The following is a 15,551-nucleotide window of genomic DNA, read 5'->3' on the forward strand; positions in this document are numbered from 1 at the left end:
CCGCGGTATGGGTGAAAAGTGGCGGGAGCGGGGGTTTATCAGGGATATAGAGCGGGTGTCGGTGATGATCGATATGGGGTGTTCCTCATCGACGGCGCGGTGAACGGTTCCGGAGTTCCGATCGATCGCTTATAAATCGAAGGTTCCGGATCAACGGTGAAGGCAACCAAATCCACAGTCGCTCGTTTATAAACGATTGCTGGCACTAGATCGACGGTGAACACCTCCAAAGCCCCAGCCGCGATTCCCGCTCGTGTTGCTCGCGGGAATCGCGGCTGCCCCTTTGAGTCCCACCCCGCACAGCGCCGCACCTCACGCCTCCCCAGCCTCGTCGGTCGCCCTCCGCGTTGCTCCGGGCGACCGACTCCCTCGCGGGCTCCTCGCGGGCCGATGGCCCGCTCGGAGGCGCGCCACCGCACAGCTATTTATAAACGATCGTCGCTGTCGCTCATCGCTGTTTAAATATCCCGTCGCCAGCGGCGACTCACGGGGTCGGATTCCGACGCTGACGCTCCCTACTCCACGCGAACCGTCCGCGTCGCCCTGACGGGCATCAGCGGCAGGTCGGGGAAGACGACCTCGACGACGAACTCCAGCTCGTCGGTGTCCGGCGGCCCGAACACGCCGACCGGGACCGTCGTCTCGCCGTCGAGGTACGTCGTCGTCGCGGTCATCTCCACGTCGTTGACGGTGACCCGGATCCCCGCGCGAGCGCTCCCGGAGACGGCGGCCACGGCGACCTCGCACATCTCGTTTTCGCCGACGGCGACGGCGTCGGGGAAGTCGCCCCAGTCCACGTCGATCCGGGGGCAGTCGCGCGCGGCGTCGACGATGCGCTCGGCGACGGAGCCGCTCATCCCGGCGTTCTCGAGTTCGCTCGCGCCGGCGTCGACCACCTCGGCGGGGGAGGTGAGCCCGGCGTCGGCGAGCCGTTCCGCGCGACCGGAGCCGACGCCGTCGATCGCGGTGAGCGCGACCGCCTCGCGGGAGACGCCGTGCTCGACGCGCGCCTCGACGCGGCACGCGAGGTTGGCGGCGCGGGGGCCGGCGAACCGGTCGAGGAACTCCGAGAGCGCGGCGAGCAGGCGGAGCGCGTTCTGCCGGATCACCCACGCGTCCGAGCGCAGGTCCGAGGGGATCGCGTCGGCCATCCCCGCGAGCAGGATGGCGAACACCTTGCGGTGACCGTCCTCCAGGTCGGTGTCGCGGCCGTCGAGGATCCGGTCGATCGCGTCCGACTCGGCCGAGCGCGCGGAGACCGAGTCGAACTCGCCGGCCGACGCGACCGTCTCCAGTACCGAATCGACCGTCAGCGTCTCCCGATCGGCGAGCCGCCGGAAGCGACGGGCCGTGTCTAAGCGGAGGTAGTACTTCGAGGCGAGGCGACCGAGCCCCGTCGGCTCGATCGCGAGGTCGTCGTCGGCCGCGACGAACCCGTCGTCGACGAGCGACTCGAGGGTGTCGCGGACGCGGTCGCGGAGGGTGGCGAACTCGTACTCGTCGGGCTTCGACTCGGCGCGGACGTAGTAGAAGGTGGTCTCCAGCCACTCCATCACGTCCTCTAACCCACGGATGGTTCCCATCGCGATCTCGGCGTTGAGGTGCGACTCGAGTTCGGCGGCGAGCCGCGACTCGATCTCCTTGCCCTCCTTCAGCAGCGTCCGGTACTTATCTGCGTCCGCGCGGTCGCAGACGACCCAGCCGTACCCCACGTCGTCGTAGCCGGGACGGCCCGCGCGCCCGAGCATCTGGAGCACGTCGAGCGGCGAGATGTCGGTCTCCCCCTCGAGCGGGTCGTGGTACTTCGTGTCGCGGATGACGACGCAGCGCGCCGGGAGGTTCACCCCCCACGCGAGCGTCGACGTCGAGAAGAGGAGCTTGATCTTCCCCTGCTTGAACCACTCCTCGACGCGGTCGCGGTCCCCCTTCCCGAGCCCGGCGTGGTGGAAACCGACGCCGTCGGTGACGGACTGACGGAGGGTGTCGTTGGTGAGCTCCTTCGCCTCGTTGTGGAAGTCGTAGTCGCCCCGCGAGTCGATCGGGATGTCGCGGTCGGTGATCTCGTCGCGCGCCTTCTTGGCGGCCTGCACCGTGTCCTGCCGCGAGGAGACGAACACGAGCGCCTGCCCGTCCTCGCGCACGTGCGGCTCGGCCAGATCGAGCGCGCGGTAGAGCCGCCGGTACTTGTCGGCGAACGCGTTCGAGCCGTGCGAGTACGTCTTCACGCCGGTCTCTAAGTCGACCGGGCGGTACTCGTCGCCGAACTCGTAGGTCGTCTCCGCGGGCGCGTCGAGCCACTCGGCCACGTCGTCGACGTTCGGCATCGTCGCCGAGAGCGCGACGACGCGCGGGTCCTGCAGGCGGCGGAGCCGCGAGACGGTGACTTCGAGCACCGCGCCGCGCTTCTCGCTGTCGAGCAGGTGGACCTCGTCGATGACGACGCAGTCCACGTCGGTGATGAAGGAGTAGCGTCCGGAGTCGTGCTTTCGCGTGGCGCTGTCTGCCTTCTCGGGGGTCGTCACGAGCACGTCCGCGCGCTCCGCGCGGCGGGGGTTCAGGTCGCGCTCGCCGGAGACGACGTACACGGAGTAGCCGAGCTCCTCGAACCGCTCCCACTCGCTCTCCTTCTCGTTGGTGAGCGCGCGCAGCGGCGCGACGAAGAGGGCGGTACCGCCCTCCGAGAGGGTCTTGCAGATCGCGAGTTCGGCGAGCGCGGTCTTGCCGGAGGCCGTCGGCGCGGAGGCGACCACGTTGTGGTCGGACTGCAGAATCCCCGGCAGCGCCTCGCGTTGCATCCGATTGAACTCGTCGAACCCGAAGGCGTCGGCGAACTCCGGCACCGCGTCCGCGACCTTCACGCCGCACCACGCCCGTGGGCGACTCGACGGTAACCGAGAGTCGTTCGCATCACGTCGAACGGGGGGCCTCAAGCGCAAAGGCGTTTCTCATGCGGTCGGCGCGGTCGCGGTCGACGCCGGCGGACCCGAACCGCGCCGCCGACCCCGAGCGTTTACGTGACCGCGGGTCGACCGCCCGGTATGTTACCGTCGTCGCCGGTCGTCATCGGTGCCGCCGCCGTGATCGCCTTGCTCGTCCTGCTGGTCGGCGTTCGTCGGCTGCGCTCCCCCTCCTCGGAGGCGCGGGAGTCGAAGCGCGCCCACGAGGCCGCCCAGGAGCGCGACCCGCCGGTCGAGGTCGGCGAGACGTACGAGTTCGGCGTCACCGAGCTCACCGACCACCACTCGGGGAAGGAGGTCGCCGTCGGCAAGGTGGAGGGGTTCGTCCTCTTCACCGAGGACATCCCCGGTGACGTGGCGAAGGGCGACGTGATCCGCGCGAAGGTGCTCTCGTTCAACGAGGGTCGAACCTCGGCCGACGCGACGTACGTGGGGAAGGCGTAGGACGGAGTCCGATCCCTCAGTCGCTGGCCTGAACGTACCCGTCGATCGCCGCCCCGAGATGCCACACCGGCTCGAGGAGCAGCATGAAAATCCCGATTCCGACGAACACCAGCACGGTAGACACCAGCATGTAGATCACGAAGCCGCCGAGCCAGTAGAGGCCGCGGCCTTTCAGTCCGCCGATGATGTGTCCCAGTCCGGGGATGATAAGCGAAGCGAGCGCGACGATGATCGGGTTCCCGGTGTCGTTCTCTGCTGACATGTGTTCCAGCTGTTTATTCAGACTTATATGAATTTATCTGATACGGCAGATTTGGGCGGCGAAGCGTCACAGTCTGCGATCGATTTCGAACGTCGTCGACCGAACGTCAGTCCCGGACACAGATCACTCTCGAGATGTGTTCGAACGCAGACGGACCGTCACCGGGACCACCTCCGCTCCGAGCATGAGGTTCATACGTGATGGCGACGAAGTGGTTTCGTAATGGCTCAGGCCGGGAATCAGGACCTCACGGAGCGGTTCATTCAGTTCTACCGTAACTACTACCGTGAGGAGATCGGACAGCTCGCGCAGCGGTACCCCAACGAACAGCGCTCGCTGTACGTCGAGTACGACGACCTCTACCAGTTCGACCGCGACCTCGCCGAGGACTTCCGCACGAAGCCGGAGCAGATGCGCGAGTACGCCGAGGAGGCGCTGCGGCTCTACGACCTCCCCGCGGACGTCAGCCTCGGCCGTGCACACGTTCGGATCGAGAACCTCCCCGAGAGCATCGACATCCGCGGCATCCGCGTCCACGACGACCACATCGGCAAGCTCGTTTCGATCAAGGGCATCGTCCGCAAGGCGACCGACGTCCGCCCGAAGGTGACCGAGGCCGCCTTCGAGTGCCAGCGCTGCGGCACGATGACGTACATCCCCCAGAGCGACGGCGGCTTCCAGGAGCCCCACGAGTGTCAGGGCTGCGAGCGACAGGGCCCCTTCCGCGTCAACTTCGACCAGTCGGAGTTCATCGACTCCCAGAAGCTTCGCATCCAGGAGTCGCCCGAGGGGCTCCGCGGCGGCGAGACGCCCCAGAACATCGACGTCGATATCGTCGACGACATCACCGGGAAGGTGAGCCCCGGCGACCACGTCACCTGCGTCGGCGTCCTCCACATCGAGCAGGTCGAGCAGGGCAACGAGAAGTCCGCCATCTTCGACCTCTACATGGACGGCGTCTCCATCGCCATCGAGGACGAGGAGTTCGAGGACATGGACATCACCGAGGCGGACAAACGCGAGATCATCGAGCTCTCCAACCGCGACGACATCTACGAGGCGATGGTCGACTCCATCGCCCCCGCCATCTACGGCTACGAGGAGGAGAAACTCGCGATGATCCTCCAGCTCTTCTCCGGCGTCACCAAACACCTCCCCGACGGCTCGCGGATCCGCGGAGACTTGCACATGCTTCTTATCGGAGATCCGGGTACTGGAAAAAGTCAGATGATCAGTTATGTCGAGAATATTGCTCCAAGATCAGTTTATACATCTGGAAAAGGATCATCCGCTGCAGGACTTACGGCCGCAGCTGTACGCGACGACTTCGGCGACGGACAGCAGTGGTCGCTCGAGGCCGGCGCGCTCGTGCTCGCCGACAAGGGGATTGCCGCAGTCGACGAGCTGGACAAGATGGACTGCGTCACCGGCGACGCGCTGGTCACGCTCGCCGACGGGCGCGTGGAGCGCATCGACGAGCTGGCGCGGGAGGCAGCGGAAGACGGCGAGATCGAGGAGCTGTCGAACGGTCGCCACATTCGCGACGTCGATCTCGCGGTCTGGACGATGGACGAGGACGGGCGTCTGGTGAAGCGTCCCGTCTCCGCGGTACACGAGTACGACGCGCCGTCGGAACTGACACGCGTGACGATGGAGACCGGAGCGTCGCTGACCGCGACGGCCGACCATCCGTTCTTCGTCCTCGATGACGGGGAGCGCGTCGAGCGTGAAGCGGCCGCGCTCAGTGACGGCGACTGGGTGTACGTCCCTCGCGCGATTCCGACGAAGGCGGCAGATGGCGCGGGAGCGGTAGCGGCGACGGGAAGTGACGTCGATGCCGAGGCCGTCGATAACGGCGGGGGAATCGACGCCGCGACGGCGAGCGTCCTCGGGTACCTCTCCGGCGACGGGAACGTCTACTACGACCGCGAGGAGGGGGTCTACGGCGTCCGGTTCACCAACACCGACGAGGAGCTGCTGGCCGACTTCGAGCGCGCGGCGCGGACGGCGTTCGACGCGGAACCGACGCGACCGCCGAGCGAGAAACGCGACGGCGGCGCCGAGACGGTCCGCATCACCGGGAAAGAGCACGCCGACGCCGTCCTCGACGCGGGGATGAACCTCGGCCGATACGACGAGAAGTGCTTCCCCACACCTGTTTCGACCGGAAACCGCGCGGCGAAGGCCGCGTTCGTTCGCGCGCTGGCCGACAGCGAGGGACACGTCGACGAGTCGGCGGGCAACGTTCGGATAGCGTCGGCGAGCCGGGACCTACTGGACGGGGCGCGAAACCTCCTCTTACAGTTCGGCGTGTCGAGTCAGCTCCAACGCCGCGAGCGCGACGAGGGCCGCGACGTGTACTACCTCACCGTGACCGACGCGGGTTCGCTGACGGCGTACCGGCGGTATGTCGGGTTCACAGCCATTCGAAAGGCGGATGCACTCGACCGCGTCGTCGAGGCCGCCGACGGCGACCGCACGATTGTCGACGTGGTCCCGGAGATCGACGACGTGTTGTCGCGGTCTCGCGAGTCGCTCCGGCTTCACCAGAGCGAGTGCGGACTCAACGCGGTCACGTACCACGACTTCGAGAACGGGAACGCGAACGCGTCGCTCCATCGGGCTGCCCGGATACTCACGGCGTTCGATGACAGACTGGAGACGGCCGCTGACGACCGGCGTCGACTCGACGAGGAATCGACGTGGGAGAGGCTCGCGGAGCTGCGAGGCCGATACCACGTCTCGCAGTCCGAGTTGGCCGAGGGGACGGCGCTGTCACAGCAGCAGATCTCTCGCGAGTGGGGCGAAAACGACGAGGTTCGTCGGCTGGTGACCGATCGGCTCCGCGAGGTCCTCACCGAAGTCGCAGAGACCGACCTCGACGACCTTCGCGAGTTCGTCCGGGGTGACGTGAAGTGGCGTCGCGTCGACTCCGTCGAAACCGTGCTGCCGGAGTCGACCGAACACCGTGGCGAGGTGCTTCGGCAGCGTCTCGCCGACGTCATCGGCGGACCGGTCGAAACGGCGGAGCGACGGTCTCGCGAGCTACTCGACCGCGGTCCGGTCGGCGAGACGCGGACAGAACTATCGGCGGCGCTCGACGCGTACGGCGTCAGTCAGGCGGACGCGGTGTCGGGGCTCGACGTGAGTCAGGCGACCGTGTCGCGCTGGCTGTCGGGCGACGTCGAAACGGACCGGCTCGACCACCTGCGCGAGGCCGTCGTGGAGGAGGTAAACGCCGTGAAGGCGGAACTGCGGTCGATACTGGCGCGGATCGAGGACGGGGAGCGACCAAAGGTGTACGACCTGACCGTCGAGGAGACGCACAACTTCGTCGCGAACGGGCTCGTCGTGCACAACTCTTCTGACCGCTCCGCGATGCACGAGGGGCTCGAACAGCAGAAGATCTCCGTCTCGAAGGCGGGGATCAACGCGACGCTCAAGGCGCGGTGCTCCCTGCTCGGCGCGGCGAATCCCAAGTACGGCCGGTTCGATCAGTACGAGCCGATCGGCGAGCAGATCGACCTCGAACCCGCGCTCATCTCCCGGTTCGACCTCATCTTCACGGTGACGGACAGCCCGGACCCGGAACACGACTCCCGGCTGGCGAAACACATCATCAAGACGAACTACGCCGGGGAGATCAACACGCAGCGCGAGGAGCTGGCGAGCTCGGAGTTCACGCCGGAACAGGTCGCGGAGGTGACCCAGGAGGTCGCCCCGGAGATCGACGCCGAGCTGCTCCGGAAGTACATCGCCCACGCGAAGCGCTCCTGTTTCCCGACGATGACGGAAGAGGCGAAAGAGCTGATCGAGGAGTTCTACGTCGACCTGCGCTCGAAGGGCGCCGATGAGGACGCTCCGGTCCCGGTCACCGCCCGGAAGCTGGAGGCGATGGTGCGGCTCGCGGAGGCGAGCGCGCGGCTCCGGCTCTCGGACACCGTCGAGCGGGAGGACGCCGACCGCGCCACCGACATCGTGGAGTCTTGTCTGAAGGACATCGGTATCGACCCGGAGACGGGCCAGTTCGACGCCGACGTGGTCGAGACGGGCACCTCCAAGAGCCAGCGCGACCGCATCAAGAACATCAAGGGACTCATCGCGGACATCGAGGAGGAGTACCAGGAGGGCGCACCCGTCGAGGAAGTGCTCGACCGCGCCGGCGAGATCGGGATGGACCCCGGGAAGGCCGAACAGGAGATCGAGAAGCTCCGCACGAAGGGCGAAGTGTACGAACCCCAACAAGGTCACCTCCGAACGACGTAGATGGACCGGATCTCCGCGATACGGAACGTCGAGGACGCGCTCCGCGCGTTCGAGAACGGCGACGCCGACCTCGCCGACACCGAGCGACGGGTGGCGGCGACCCTCCGGACGTACGCCACCGAGTTCGACGGCGAAGACGACGTGTTCCGCGCGGTCGGCGAAGAGCCCGTCGACGGGACCGTCGTGGTCGCGCCCTCGGCACCCGCGGCTCGAGAACGCGTGCTCGCGCTCGCCGGCGGGGATAGTTTAAACAACATGACAAACTCAGAAAGCGATCCCGTCCCCGAGTTCGACGTGGAACGAGTGTGATCTGCGTATCAGTTCGGAACCGATAAGTTCCGGAACCGATCAGCCGCGTTCGTGCTGCTGGTCGTGACGTATTCGGCGGCGGCCCGCACCGGCCTCCGAAACCTGTGTCGGCGCCACGAGGAGACGGTCGCGCGACGGTTCGGGCGGGCGGCGCTGCTCGACGCGACGGTGTACGGTGCGTTTCTCGCGCTCCGACTGCGCGAGTCGTACGGCGGGGAGGTACAGATCGAGCGGACGGAGCCGTTCAACGAGTTCGTCGCGCTCGACGAACCGGTCCGCGAGGCGGCGAGCGCGTACGCAGACCGCGACGCGAAATCGACGCCGTACGCCGCGTTCGCCGCCGGGACCGACCATCCGGATCCGGACTCGATGCGGGGCGACGAACTGTGAGCGAAACCGACGAGCGGGGCGACCGCGGCCGGCTCGACGAAACGCCCGAAGTCGATGCCGCCACCACCGCTCCCGAGCCGACGGTTCCGGATCCGACCGCCGTGCTCGGTCGCGTTCCGACGGAGGCGGACCTCCGGCGCGAGCTCGCCGCGGCGGCCCGGACGCTCGGGCTGGCGTCCTCGATCGAAAGCGAGCTGATCGAGATCTGCGACGCGATCGCAGCGGTCGAGATCGAACCGGTCGACCTCGACGCGCCCCGGCGTCGGGTCGCGGCCGCGAGCGGCGAGGAGGATCGGCTGAAAGAGCGCGTCGCGGCCCTCCGCGGGGGCGTGCAAGCGCGGCGAGAGACCGACGCGGAGACCGACGAGGCGCTCGGCGACTTGGAGTCGGCGGCCGCGGAGCTGTCGGCCGCACAGAGCGAGCGGATCGCGGCCGAGCAGGCGCTCCAGCGCGCCCGGGAGCGAGCGGCAGACGCGCGTGACGCCCGCGAGCGACGCCTCGAACTCCGGGACCGACTACGGAACCGACGCCGGGACGCTCGCCGAGAGCTCGCGCGGGAGGTGTACCCGGCGTTCCGGGACGCGCTGTCGGTCGTTCCGGGAGCCGACTCCGCCGACGCCGGCGCAGAGCCCACGGCGTACGAGGGCCCGCCCCTCGCGGCGTCCCTGGCGGCGGTCCGGATCGCGGATCTGGACGAACCGGTCGCGCTCGGCACGGAGGCGGTCAGGTGGATCGTCAACCACGGCGGCGCGGCGCCGGAATCGGTGATCGACGCGCCGGCGGTCAGGCCGTATCGACGGACGGAGCCCTGACGGTATTCGATCGGAGCGGGCGCCGGCTCAAAACGAGACGTGCGAGGTCGATCCCGGTCCGTCGTCGCCGTCGTTCACGCCGCCGTCGTGCAGGTAGTCGTAGTGCTCGTCGGTGAGGAGGACGGTGTCGTCCTCGACCGCGATCTCCACGCCGGGGAGCGCGGTCCCCGACGCCTCTCCGTTGTCGCACTCGCCGGAGCAGGCGTCGAACATCGAACCGTGTCGCGGACAGATGATCTCGCCGTCGCGGATCGCCGCGCCGCGGCCCGTGTCGAAGCGCTGGTCCTCGTGCGTGCAGTTGTTGACCCACGCCCTGACGCCGGGGTCTTCCTCGCACGGGACGAGGATGACCTCCGTCTCGTTTCCGAACGCGTCCTCGGCGGTGAAGCGGTGCGAGCCTCCCGCCGGGACCTCGGAACGGTCGGCGATCGCGGTGGCGTCAGACATGGAATCGGCGTAGGGGCGTCCGGTCGAAAAGCCTGCCGACCGGTCGATCGGGCAAGCGTGGAAGTCGGTTCTCTCGCCCCGTTCGATGGGTTTTATCCGGTCGTGCCGCATGGATCCGGTGTGAGTCAGTTCGATCGGACCGCCGGCGCGGACGCGGGTACGGAGACCGACGCGGCCGCGAAGAGCGAGACCGACGCCGACGGCGACCTGACGGCCGCCCTCCGGACGGAGTCCCGAGTGCTCCCCGCGGAGGTGTTCGCCACGCTCGGCAACGACACGCGCGTCGACATCCTGCGCGCCCTCCTCGAACTCGGCGCCGACGAGGCCCCGGTGAGCTTCACCGACCTCTTCGAGCGGGTCGACATCGACGACAGCGCCAACTTCAACTACCACCTCCGTCAGCTCACCGGCCACTTCGTCAAGCGGAGCGACGACGGCTACGCGTTCCGATACCCCGGTCGCAAGGTCGTCAGCGCCATCTTCACCGGGACCCTCACCGAGCGCGCGCAGGTGGGGTTCTTCCCGGTCGAGGGCTCCTGTTACGACTGCGACGGCGACCTCCACGGCTGGTACGTCGACGACACGCTCACCGTGGGCTGTGCCGACTGCGGCACGATCCAGGTGAGCTACCCCTTCCCCTCGGGCGGGCTCGACGACCGCACGACCGACGAGCTGTTGCAGGCGTTCCACCACTACGTCCGGCACCACTACTGTCTGGCCGCGGACGGAGTCTGTCCGGAGTGCACCGGGGCGGTCGAGACGACGCTCGTCCGCGACCCCGACGAGGAGGACCTCGACGTCGCCGTCGAACACGTCTGCGGGCGCTGTAACTACCGGCTGCGGTCGACGGTGGGCGTCACCCTGCTGGACCACGCCGAGACGCTGCTGTTCTTCTCCGAGCGCGGCGTCGACCTGAACACCGAGCCGTTCTGGGGGTTCGACTGGTGCGTGAGCGACGAGCGGACGACGGTCGTCTCCGAGGACCCGCTTCGGGTCCGGCTCTCGCTCCCCTGCGGCGGCGACGAGCTCCGCGTGGTCGTCGACGGATCGGTGGACGTGGTGGAGACGACGCTGGTGGTGTGAGTCGGAGAGAGTAGGTCTGCGTACCCGTCGCTCGCGGAACGAAAGCGCCCGTCGGGCGGGCCGGACGACCCGGCGGGCGACAGGAGAATACCTCGGGTGGATCGGCCGAATCCGGACCGATCGATCGACTTCGTTACTCGAAGAGCTCGACGGCCTGCTCGTAGCGGGTCGCGGGCTCGCTCCAGTCGACGACCTCGAAGAAGTTGTCGACGAACTCGCCNAGCGCTAAGATTGGGTGGCCGCCCCAGATCGCGCCCTGGTCGTGCTTGTCGACCACGACGTTCCGCAGCTGGTTCGAGAACGTGTCGTACACTAACAGCGCCCAGCCGGACGCCGCGGACGCCGCCGCCTCGAACTCGCCCTTCCACGCCTCGTAGGAGCCGAAGTCCTCCGCGATCCGGTCAGCGAGTGCACCCTCGGGCTCCTCGCCGCCCTCCGGGCTCATGTTCTGCCAGAACAGGTCGTGCAGGATGTGGCCCGACGAGTTGTGCGTCACGTTCCGNCCCTCGGGCTCCTCGCCGCCCTCCGGGCTCATGTTCTGCCAGAACAGGTCGTGCAGGATGTGGCCCGACGAGTTGTGCGTCACGTTCCGAAGCGCGCCACCCGACGACGAGAAGTCGCCCGACTCGCGGTTCTCCTCGAGCGTCTCTTCGGCCGCGTTCCATCCATTTACGTAGCCCTGATGGTGCGTGTCGTGATGCCATTCCAGCACCTGCTCGGAAATGTGCGGCTCCAGCGCGTCGTACTCGTACGGTAACGGATCGAGTTCGTAGCTCATNGTGTCGTGATGCCATTCCAGCACCTGCTCGGAAATGTGCGGCTCCAGCGCGTCGTACTCGTACGGTAACGGATCGAGTTCGTAGCTCATGTTACATTCCTGTCTATGCACGGGACGGGTAAGAGCGTTCTCTGTAGCGTTCTTCAGTAAGATATCTTCAATAAAAATATGGCGTTTAGTCACGCTTTACACCGTGTTTTGAAATCTTTTGTGTATTATACATACATAATCTGTTAGGTAGTCACTACCGGCGACGCGGGCCTTATCTGTGCCGGACTCGTCAGATCGAGTATGACACCAGACGAGGCGGCCGCGGGCGGCGTCGAGCCGCTCCCCGGCGAGGCGGTCCGGCACGGAACGGGCGTGAACTCCGACCGCGCGTTCCCGACGAGCGGGTATCCCGACAACCTCGACCCGTTCGTGCTGTTCGAGCGGTTCTACATCGACCCGGACAAGGGGTTCCCGATGCACCCGCACAAGGGGTTCGAGATCGTCTCGTACATGATCGAGGGCGGGATGGACCACGCGGACTCGCTCGGCGTCGAGCACACCGCCCGCGAGGACGAGGCGATGCGGATCACGACCGGAAGCGGCATCCGCCACTCCGAGTTCCCCGCCGACGGCGAGGCCTGCAACGGGCTCCAGCTCTGGGTGAACCTCCCGCGCGAGGAGAAGGAGGCGGACCCGGACTACGTCGACGCGGGCGCCGAGGAGCTTCCCACAGTCGAGCTCGACGGCGCGACCGTCACGACCGTCGTGGGCGAGGGGTCGCCGATCGAGTTGTACACCCCGATGGAGTACCTCGACGTGCACGTCAGCGACGGATGGACGTGGGAGATTCCCGAGGAGTGGTCCGGGTTCCTCTACGGCGTCGGGGGGAGCGGGACGGTCAGGGAAGCCGGAGCCGACGCGAGCACCGGGGTCGACGCCCGCCGCGAGTTCGGCGGCGGCGACGTGCTTCCGAACGCGGACGCGCGGGACGTGACGGTCGAGAACGACGGAGACGGGGCGCTCCGGTTCGTCGCCGTCTCCGGGCGCCCGCACGGAGAGCCGATCCGCCAGCAGGGGCCGTTCGTCTTATAAATCCGCTCGGCGACGGAGAGCGAGGTATGATACCGCGGGACGCCGAAGGGGCGACCGAATGCCACTCGATCCGGACCGCGTTCAGACCGTCACCTTCGACTCGTACAGCACCCTCGTCGACGTGGAGGCGGCCGAGGCGGCGCTCGCCGACCGGGTTCCCGATCCGGAGCCAGTGTCGCGGCTCTGGCGCTCGCGGTCGCTGGCGTACACGTTCGTCGCGAACGCGGTCGACGCCTACCAGCCCTTCTACGAGATGAACCGCGACGCGCTGACGTACGCGCTGGCGGCTCACAACGTCGATCTATCGACCGGAGAGCGCGACGAGATCCTCGCGGTGTACCACGAGCTGGAGGTGTTCGACGACGTGCGGTCGGGGATCGAGCGCCTGCGCGACGGCGGCTACGAGCCGTACGTGCTCTCGAACGGGAACCCGGAGATGCTCGACTCGATGGTCGAACACGCCGGGATCGGCGACCTCGTCGAGGACGCCATAAGCGCCGACGAGGTGGAGACGTTCAAGCCGGCGACCGAGCTGTACCGCCACGGCGCCGCTCGAACCGGGACACCGATCGACGAGATCGTCCACGTCACCGCGGGCTGGTTCGACGTGCTGGGCGCATCGCACGCGGGGATGCAGGCGGTGCGCCTCAACCGGAAGGGAACGCCGTGGGAGCCGTTCGCCGGCGACCCGGATCTCACGGTCGAATCGATCCACGAGGTGGCCGACGCGCTCGGGGTCTGAGTCGGTCGGCCGAATTCAGGAGGCCGATATCGATGCCGGCTCCGAACGCTCAGTCTCGCTCGGCGATGATCGTCTCCCCGGCGCGCACCGCGTCGCCCTCGCGGACGAGCAGGTCGCGCTCGTCGACGTCGGCGGGGAGGATCACGTCCGCCCGAGAGCCGAACGAGACGTGGCCCACGCGCTCGCCGCGGTCGACGGCGTCGCCGGGCTCGACCGACGGGTGGATCCGACGGGCGAACCAGCCGGCGATGACGAGCAGCTCGTACTCGCCGAAGTCGATCGCGACCTGCTCGTTGCGGTCGGACTCCTTGTCGAACGCGGGCCGGTTCGCGCCGGGGCGGTGCCGCACCTCGCGGACCTCGCCCGCGAGCGGGGCGCGGTTCACGTGCACGTCGGTGACGTTCATGAACACGCCGACGCGCAGGCGCTCGCCCTCCTCGCGCACGACGCTCACGGTGCCGTCGGCGGGGGCGACGACGACCCCCTCGGCGTCGGGCGCCGACCGGTCGGGGTCGCGGTGGAACCAGAGGACGCCGAGCGCGAGCGCGAGCAGGCCGGCGCCGACCGGCGGGAGGAGAGGCAGCATCGCGGCCCCGAGGAGGGCGGGAACGAGCGCGAGCCGCCACGCTTCGTCGACGACGTCGAACGGGAGGACCCTCGCGAGCGGGGGATTCCGGGACACGGTCAGGCCCCCACGGGGTCTCGGAGGTCCGGTCGGAGCTCGGTGCGTCCCGCGGCCCACGCCGCGAGCAGGTGGACGAGGTGGGTCCGGTCGTCGAGCCCGTCGACGAGGTCGAGGTCGGCCTCGCCGGCGAGGACGTGGAGCCGCGCGAGGTCGTCGCCGCCGTACTCGGAGCCGGCGCGGGCGACGCGCAGGGTCTCCCGAAGCAGTTCCCCCCCGTCGTACCCGCCGTCGTCGAGCAGGTCGTCGAGGGTCGAGCGCGCGTCCTTCAGGTCGCCGGCGCGGGCGTCGGCGAGCGCCTCTCGGATCGCGTCGTCGTCGCCGACCTCGCCGAGCGTCTCGTAGGCGGTCGACATGGTGATCTCGCCGCCCTCGACGGCGGCCGCCTGCGCCGAGAGGATCGCCTCCCGGAGGTCGCCGCCGGCCGCGCTGGCGACGAACTCCAGCCCGTCGCCGTCGTAGTCGACGCCCTCGCGGTCGCAGATCGTTTCGAGCACGTCGATCGCCTCGTCGGTGGTCGGCGCGCGCACCCGCACCGGGAAGCAGCGCGAGCGGATCGGCGCGATGAGCTTCGACGGCTGCCGGGTGGCGATCACGAACTGCGTGGTGCGGTGGTGCTGTTCCATCACGCGCCGGAGCGCCTGCTGGAAGTCCTCCCGGATCGACTCGGCGTTGTCGAGCAGGACCGTCTTGTACTCGCCGGACATCGGCGCGTAGGACGCCGACTCCTTCAGCACGCGGTTTATCATGTCGCGTTTCGCCATCCGGCTGCGGCCCTGCAGGAACCCCTCGAAGCGGGGGTCGGTCCGGATCTCCTTTTTCGTCCGGCCGAAGAAGTCGGCGACGTTGATCTCGATCAGGTCGCTCTCGGGGTCGTCGTGGGCGGCCCGGGTCAGCGCCCGCGTCGCCGCCGTCTTTCCGACCCCGGGCGGTCCCTGCACGACGAGGTTCATCGGCTCGTCGACCGCGCGCTCCAGCCGCTCACGGGCCTCGTCCTGTCGGATCTCGTCGAGCGCGGGAGCGTGCGCGTCGATCCACAGCGGTCCCTCCATATCGTGTCCGTCCGGGACGAGCGCTCAAGAATCGGTCGGTCGGCGCGCCGAGCCGACGATCCCGCCCCACCGGTCGGGGACGTCGACCGGGGGTACACCGACAATTTGTTACGATCACCCCGGCTCAAATCGTTGAGAAGTCGGTCGACGGCGATCTCTGAGCTATCGCGATTATCGCCTCTCGATCGTTGAGAAGCAGTGTACGACGTTCTAGTACGCTCTCTGTTTTTTAATAATATTTTGA

14 protein-coding genes are annotated in these 15,551 nt (G+C 68.0%); 8 read left to right on the forward strand and 6 right to left on the reverse strand.

All coding sequences use genetic code 11. From position 1 onward, the window contains the following. Positions 1–515: 515 nt before the first annotated feature. Positions 516–2,858, reverse strand: coding sequence for a DEAD/DEAH box helicase (locus C469_RS14785; RefSeq protein WP_008008046.1), 2,343 nt, complete (start codon positions 2,856–2,858; stop codon positions 516–518). 180 nt (positions 2,859–3,038) lie between these two features. Here C469_RS14785 and C469_RS14790 point away from each other — a divergent pair, with 180 nt between their 5' ends. Next, positions 3,039–3,401: a TRAM domain-containing protein gene (locus C469_RS14790; protein ID WP_008008048.1), complete on the forward strand. Its 363-nt coding sequence runs from the start codon at positions 3,039–3,041 to the stop codon at positions 3,399–3,401. Between the two features lie 16 nt (positions 3,402–3,417). Here C469_RS14790 and C469_RS14795 read toward each other — a convergent pair whose 3' ends face one another. Then, positions 3,418–3,663 carry a hypothetical protein gene (locus C469_RS14795; protein WP_008008050.1) on the reverse strand — a complete coding sequence of 82 codons (246 nt, stop codon included), beginning with the start codon at positions 3,661–3,663 and terminating at the stop codon, positions 3,418–3,420. Between the two features lie 222 nt (positions 3,664–3,885). Here C469_RS14795 and C469_RS14800 point away from each other — a divergent pair, with 222 nt between their 5' ends. The 4 genes from C469_RS14800 to C469_RS14815 are packed head-to-tail and all read left to right on the forward strand — an operon-like array spanning position 3,886 to position 9,440. After that, positions 3,886–7,929, forward strand: coding sequence for an LAGLIDADG family homing endonuclease (locus C469_RS14800; protein ID WP_008008051.1), 4,044 nt, complete (start codon positions 3,886–3,888; stop codon positions 7,927–7,929). After that, positions 7,930–8,238 carry a DUF7854 family protein gene (locus C469_RS14805; protein ID WP_008008053.1) on the forward strand — a complete coding sequence of 103 codons (309 nt, stop codon included), beginning with the start codon at positions 7,930–7,932 and terminating at the stop codon, positions 8,236–8,238. It abuts the gene before it with no gap. 51 nt (positions 8,239–8,289) lie between these two features. Beyond that, positions 8,290–8,628: a DUF7855 family protein gene (locus tag C469_RS14810; protein WP_008008054.1), complete on the forward strand. Its 339-nt coding sequence runs from the start codon at positions 8,290–8,292 to the stop codon at positions 8,626–8,628. Further along, a complete protein-coding gene (locus C469_RS14815) occupies positions 8,625–9,440 on the forward strand; it encodes a DUF7856 family protein (RefSeq protein WP_008008056.1) in 816 nt (271 codons plus the stop codon). Before C469_RS14810 ends, C469_RS14815 begins: the two co-directional genes overlap by 4 nt. Positions 9,441–9,467: 27 nt before the next feature. Here C469_RS14815 and C469_RS14820 read toward each other — a convergent pair whose 3' ends face one another. Beyond that, entirely contained in the window at positions 9,468–9,887 is a 420-nt protein-coding gene (locus C469_RS14820) for a Rieske (2Fe-2S) protein (RefSeq protein ID WP_049911469.1), read from the reverse strand. 120 nt (positions 9,888–10,007) lie between these two features. Between C469_RS14820 and C469_RS14825 the strand changes: the two genes are divergently transcribed. Further along, complete coding sequence (locus C469_RS14825) at positions 10,008–10,970, forward strand: winged helix-turn-helix domain-containing protein (protein ID WP_008008059.1); 963 nt, start codon at positions 10,008–10,010, stop codon at positions 10,968–10,970. A 133-nt stretch (positions 10,971–11,103) separates the two neighbouring features. Here C469_RS14825 and C469_RS14830 read toward each other — a convergent pair whose 3' ends face one another. Continuing rightward, on the reverse strand, positions 11,104–11,838 hold the full coding sequence (locus C469_RS14830) for a superoxide dismutase (RefSeq protein WP_008008060.1): 735 nt from the start codon (positions 11,836–11,838) through the stop codon (positions 11,104–11,106). 201 nt (positions 11,839–12,039) lie between these two features. Here C469_RS14830 and C469_RS14835 point away from each other — a divergent pair, with 201 nt between their 5' ends. Together C469_RS14835 and C469_RS14840 are read left to right on the forward strand one after the other, a co-directional pair. Beyond that, positions 12,040–12,831, forward strand: coding sequence for a pirin family protein (locus C469_RS14835; protein WP_008008061.1), 792 nt, complete (start codon positions 12,040–12,042; stop codon positions 12,829–12,831). Between the two features lie 58 nt (positions 12,832–12,889). Continuing rightward, entirely contained in the window at positions 12,890–13,573 is a 684-nt protein-coding gene (locus C469_RS14840; RefSeq protein WP_008008062.1) for a haloacid dehalogenase type II, read from the forward strand. A gap of 49 nt (positions 13,574–13,622) precedes the next feature. Here the strand turns inward: C469_RS14840 and C469_RS14845 are convergent, their stop codons facing one another. Both C469_RS14845 and C469_RS14850 read right to left on the reverse strand, forming a co-directional pair. Continuing rightward, positions 13,623–14,255 (reverse strand): protein sorting system archaetidylserine decarboxylase, encoded by a 633-nt coding sequence (locus C469_RS14845; protein WP_008008063.1) that lies wholly within the window; start codon positions 14,253–14,255, stop codon positions 13,623–13,625. Between the two features lie 2 nt (positions 14,256–14,257). Then, entirely contained in the window at positions 14,258–15,307 is a 1,050-nt protein-coding gene (locus C469_RS14850) for an AAA family ATPase (RefSeq protein WP_008008064.1), read from the reverse strand. Positions 15,308–15,551: the final 244 nt, after the last annotated feature.

The sequence above is a fragment of the Halorubrum lipolyticum DSM 21995 genome (assembly GCF_000337375.1).
GTDB classification, from domain to species: Archaea; Halobacteriota; Halobacteria; order Halobacteriales; family Haloferacaceae; genus Halorubrum; species Halorubrum lipolyticum.